This is a genomic window from Alteromonas sp. CNT1-28 (assembly GCF_022348345.1).
GTDB classification, from domain to species: Bacteria; Pseudomonadota; Gammaproteobacteria; order Enterobacterales; family Alteromonadaceae; genus Alteromonas; species Alteromonas macleodii.
In genome coordinates this window covers 1-4,453 of the sequence record NZ_JAKREZ010000070.1, presented here as the reverse complement: position 1 = coordinate 4,453, position 4,453 = coordinate 1, and the positions used below count along the sequence as shown (strand labels likewise).

The window sequence follows — 4,453 nt, the reverse complement described above, 5'->3', positions numbered from 1 at the left end:
TCTCCTCACCTTGTTAACTTGATTGTTCAATTCCAAGTTTGGCACATTGCGATGCCGTTTGAGGGGGGAGACCATTCCATCGTTGACCTTTGTTGTACATTTTTGCAGCGGTCTGTGTGCCATCTAGACAAGGCGGATGTTTGACGGTTTAGTGGTTCTAAATCGAAAACATTCAACGCAGTATAGATGGCACAAAGGCGCTGCCCGAAGGGGTCGTTATGGAAGCCTTTTACTCTTTGTCACAGTCCTTTAACTTAGCTCGCTAGGCTTGCAGGGCTGTTTCGCGATTAAAAGGCTTCCATTTAGACCAAAATTCGTACACCAAAGGTCAACAGGCCCTAGGAAAGGGTTTCAATTTGTTTTTGTTTGGGTAGTTGTTTTTGCGTAGCTGAACTCCCGGCGGTAGCAATAACGACTAAAGCCACTGCAAACCATTGTGAAAGCGTGAGGGTTTCATCAATAATGATGAACGCCGCTATGGCTGCAACGGCAGGCTCAACACTCATCATAATGCTGAAGGTTTGCTTAGGCATATTGCGCATCGCACTCATTTCTAACGTATACGGGATAGCCGACGAGAATACGCCTACAGCGAACCCGATGAAAATAGCCTGTGGCGAGAGTAAGGCGATACCTTGACTTGCAACGCCAATAGGCACTACACAGATAGCGGCCACTAGCATGCCTAATGTTACCGTAACACCGCCAGAACCTTCGTTGCCTGTTTTGTTTCCAAATACGATGTAACCGGCCCAAAACGCTCCGGCTGTAAGGGCAAGAATAACGCCGACGGGATCTAAGCTCTCGGCCGACGCGCCGCCAATATCGGGAAGCAGCAAACAAACGCCTGCAACGGCTAAAATAGCCCAAGCAAAGTCTCTCTTTTTTCTGGCACTAAAAAATGCCACAGCCAATGGTCCGGTGAACTCAAGCGCAACACCTATGCCAAGGGGAATACGCTCAATCGCAAGATAGAAGATGATATTCATTGCGCCTAAGCAAGCGCCGTAGAAAATAACGTTACGCCATCCTTTTGCGCTTAAGCGCGCTCTCCAAGGCCTAAAAATTATTGTTAACACCAACGCGGCGAAAAACGCACGAAGAGCACTGGTGCCTTCAGGGCCAACTATAGGAAAGAGTTGTTTCGCAAACGATGCACCAGACTGTATGGTTACCATCGCCAGAAGCACTGCGACTATGGCAAGTAAAAAACGTTGATTCACAATATATTGCAACCTGGATGAGACAAAACCGGATTATATTTGTTCTAAAACTGAAATGCTCGTTGATAAGGGAAAGTATTGAAAATTAAAGTCTAATAACCAAAACGCTATGGCAGCGGTCGCGAACATCGTCTATGCTACCCGCTGCAAACGCGTGCGATTTATGATGGCCAAATGAGCAAAATGACTCAGCGCACTACAGTTTAAAATACGACATCAAGCTTCGTAGAGTAGGATCGAATTGATCAGGAACGCGTTCAATTGTCATGTGGTACTCAGCTACGTTCCAAAATGTACCGCCTAGAAGAAGCGCTATAAGCACCTGGGTAGTCATTGTAAACTTGATATAAGGTTTATCTTCAGTAGGCTCAAACAATGTATTTATTTGAACGCGTTCATTTTTCATGTCTATCTTGGCGTAGATTGGGCATTGCAAGCCAGCTTGCAGTTGCTCTACCGGCTTAATGTGTAAAACCACATCAGTATCTGGGAATGTAGATAACCTTTCTTGCGCGCTCCATACGTTTGCTCTGGCCTTAAAAATTAAGCTATTGATTGGCATCATAAGCCCGTCAGGCCAAGTTATTCTGTGAAGCTCGCAAGGAAAATCAGCTAGAGACTCAGCGTAGTTTATTCTGTCTTGCTGAGTAAAATTCCTATCTAGCGCGAGAGGCGAGTGCTCTGTCGAACGGGAAGCTAAGTCCAGAGCGTCACCGGTCGATAACATGACCAGCTTATTCTCGTTAAGATTGTGATTACGCCAGGCCGATTCTATTTCCTCAGGGCATGCTTGATGTTGATACTGCGCGTATTGATAACCTGTTCCTGCTATCACAAAAGATCCAGCTGCTGGAATATTGAAATCTGCATCAATAATTTCCGCAAGTTGGCAAAACTTCTGTAATCGAGAGGCTTTTAACTGTGCTACGCGAGTGTGTTTCTCATCATCGCTATAATGAGAAAAAACAAAGGGGTAAATACTTGCGCCACTGTAAGCAAGAATTGCAGCATCAAGCTTACCGAAGGTCGCCTTAATTTGCTCTGCGTGCCTAATTTGCATCGGGTTGTCTACAGCAAAAAATACCTTGTACCCGTTTCCATCTTCAAGATATATCGACGAATCAACAGGTATGTTTGTTTCATTCACGATATCGTCAGAAGACCCTGAAAACTCTTTTATAATGGTTATACTGTGCTCGCCAAGTTCCCAAGGTTTGTCAAAGGTACATTCCGTAATATTCGTAAACCCTAATTGCTGTAAAGCTAAGCGAAGGGCAGGGGTCGGAAATTTACCGATCAATATTGGGATGTCTTTATCAAAATGAGATAGCGTAAAAGGATTAAAGTGGTCACCGTGAATGTGACTAATATATAAATAGTCGGGCTTTAAATTTAGATAGCGTGTGCGCTGCTTTTCATGCATAGGAGGGTAATTGAAAAGAAGGCCATGGTAAATGCCGTCTTCATACCAAGGATCGGTTAAAACCGTTGTTCCGTCACTGAAAGTAAACAAAAAACTCGCATTCGTTATATATTCAATTTTCATTAACAATCCTAAGGCTTTCGCGCGATAACAATGGCTTCTCTTCCTAAGTTTAGGTTAGAAAAAGCGCGATAAATATCTTGTCGTAAGTGGCTTAACCCCGCATTTTCCATGAACCATTCAAAGTTGACACGTTTCAGGTGACATTCTCGGCCCACGTTTGGAGTTTCAATGTAGTTGTCGCCCATTGCTAGAAACAGGTCTAGCGGGAAGCTGGAAAAACGGCTTAAAGGATTAAATCCACATTTTGAAACGAGTGCTTCTAGCGAGTCAAAATCAAAGTAATTAAGGTGGTGTGGGACAGCAACCCACCAAGGTTTGTAGTCTTGTGTTTTTCTTAAGCCTTCTTGCAGAGGGTTGAAGTCATTAGGGACACCCACAACTAAAACACCACCACTGGCAAGTTTGTCGAAAGCCACATTGATAAGAGAGAATGGGTCGGGAACATGTTCTAGAATATTGCGCATGTGAACCACTTTGATGTTTTTTGGAAGGCTGGTTAGGTCAGCATCGAAGCTGCTATTAATGATATCTAAGCCTTTATCACGGCAATGGTTTGCCGCTATTGTACTTATTTCGACACCAACTGTATTCCACCCTTCCTCTTTGGCTGCTTCCAAAAAAAGGCCTGCACCGCAGCCAATATCAACCAGAGTATTATCATCACTAGGCGAGATAAATTGAGCTATTTCGTTAAGCACGTCGCGATAGCTCATGAGCCACCAATCGCGGTCTCGCTCATAGTAATTTAGCCTATCTCGTTCGCCGTCATCATAATGGCTGTCACGATAAAGAGTCTCATTTTCGAGCTTGTCTGGAAGTGGCGTAACATGTTTGAATCCGCACGTTTCGCAGTCAATAACATCGTAACCATCACCTGAAATAACGACGTTTCCTGAATGTGCCATGGTGTGTCCTAATTTTGTTCTTTATTTTGAGAGGCGTTTTTCATTTTATCAAAAACTGAATCAAGAAACGTACCATTAAGAGTGAAACTTAAGGTAAGGTGTTAAAGTCACTCTGCTGGAACATGGTTTGTCTGAAACCGTTTGCTTAGACTAACTTTCTGTATGCTTAACAATTAGGACGTTTTTATGGATGTAAGAAACCTAACTTCACCGATAGATATTAAAGGCTTTTCGGTGATTACCAATAATCACACTGAATTCTCACCACAGGGAAAGATACCCACACTTTGGCAAAGGTTTGATAATTCGATAGCTGTTGACTATAAAGGCGGCGAGCGAGTGTATGGCGTGTATTTCAACTACGAATCCGATCATTCCGGTGACTTTTCCGTGTTGGCTGGGTTTGACGGTGACTCAGTGCCCGAACATTTAAAGGTTGAGCACATCACTATTCCCGCAGGAAAGTATCTCGTTTTTTCGCGACAAGGTGAAATGCCGCAAATTGCCATTGATGCATGGAGCGATATTTGGCGCTATTTCACAGAAGGAGGTGCCGAGTATGAAAGGACGTTTTCAATAGACTTCGAGCACTATGTGAGTGGCAACCATATAGACGTTTATATAGCAATAAAATGACGTCATGTTAACTTTATAATAAAAAAACGGCGCTAATAAGCGCCGCAGATTGATGATAAACCCCTCTTTTTTCGGAGGGGTTTATTTTTTCTAGCAGCCGAAGGCTGCGATCGCGATATTTTTTAATAAGGCGTTTTTGTTTT

4 protein-coding genes are annotated in these 4,453 nt (G+C 43.5%); 1 reads left to right on the top strand and 3 read right to left on the bottom strand.

What is annotated here, in order from left to right; genetic code table 11:
• Positions 1-338: 338 nt before the first annotated feature.
• The 3 genes from MHN02_RS21140 to MHN02_RS21130 all read right to left on the bottom strand — a co-directional run bounded on the left by MHN02_RS21140 (position 339) and on the right by MHN02_RS21130 (position 3,674).
• Complete coding sequence (locus MHN02_RS21140) at positions 339-1,223, bottom strand: DMT family transporter (protein ID WP_171338728.1); 885 nt, start codon at positions 1,221-1,223, stop codon at positions 339-341.
• 196 nt (positions 1,224-1,419) lie between these two features.
• Positions 1,420-2,769, bottom strand: coding sequence for an MBL fold metallo-hydrolase (locus MHN02_RS21135; protein ID WP_101564897.1), 1,350 nt, complete (start codon positions 2,767-2,769; stop codon positions 1,420-1,422).
• Positions 2,770-2,777: 8 nt separating this feature from the next.
• Positions 2,778-3,674, bottom strand: coding sequence for a class I SAM-dependent methyltransferase (locus tag MHN02_RS21130; protein ID WP_239247928.1), 897 nt, complete (start codon positions 3,672-3,674; stop codon positions 2,778-2,780).
• Positions 3,675-3,860: 186 nt separating this feature from the next.
• Here MHN02_RS21130 and MHN02_RS21125 point away from each other — a divergent pair, with 186 nt between their 5' ends.
• Positions 3,861-4,310: an effector binding domain-containing protein gene (locus MHN02_RS21125; protein ID WP_239247927.1), complete on the top strand. Its 450-nt coding sequence runs from the start codon at positions 3,861-3,863 to the stop codon at positions 4,308-4,310.
• Positions 4,311-4,453 lie beyond the last annotated feature (143 nt).

What these genes read in the sequence shown, in the direction of transcription:
- MHN02_RS21135 (WP_101564897.1), bottom strand. Translation starts at nt 2,769, where the DNA reads ATGAAAATTGAATATATAACGAATGCGAGTTTTTTGTTTACTTTCAGT.
- MHN02_RS21130 (WP_239247928.1), bottom strand. Translation starts at nt 3,674, where the DNA reads ATGGCACATTCAGGAAACGTCGTTATTTCAGGTGATGGTTACGATGTT.
- MHN02_RS21125 (WP_239247927.1), top strand. Translation starts at nt 3,861, where the DNA reads ATGGATGTAAGAAACCTAACTTCACCGATAGATATTAAAGGCTTTTCG.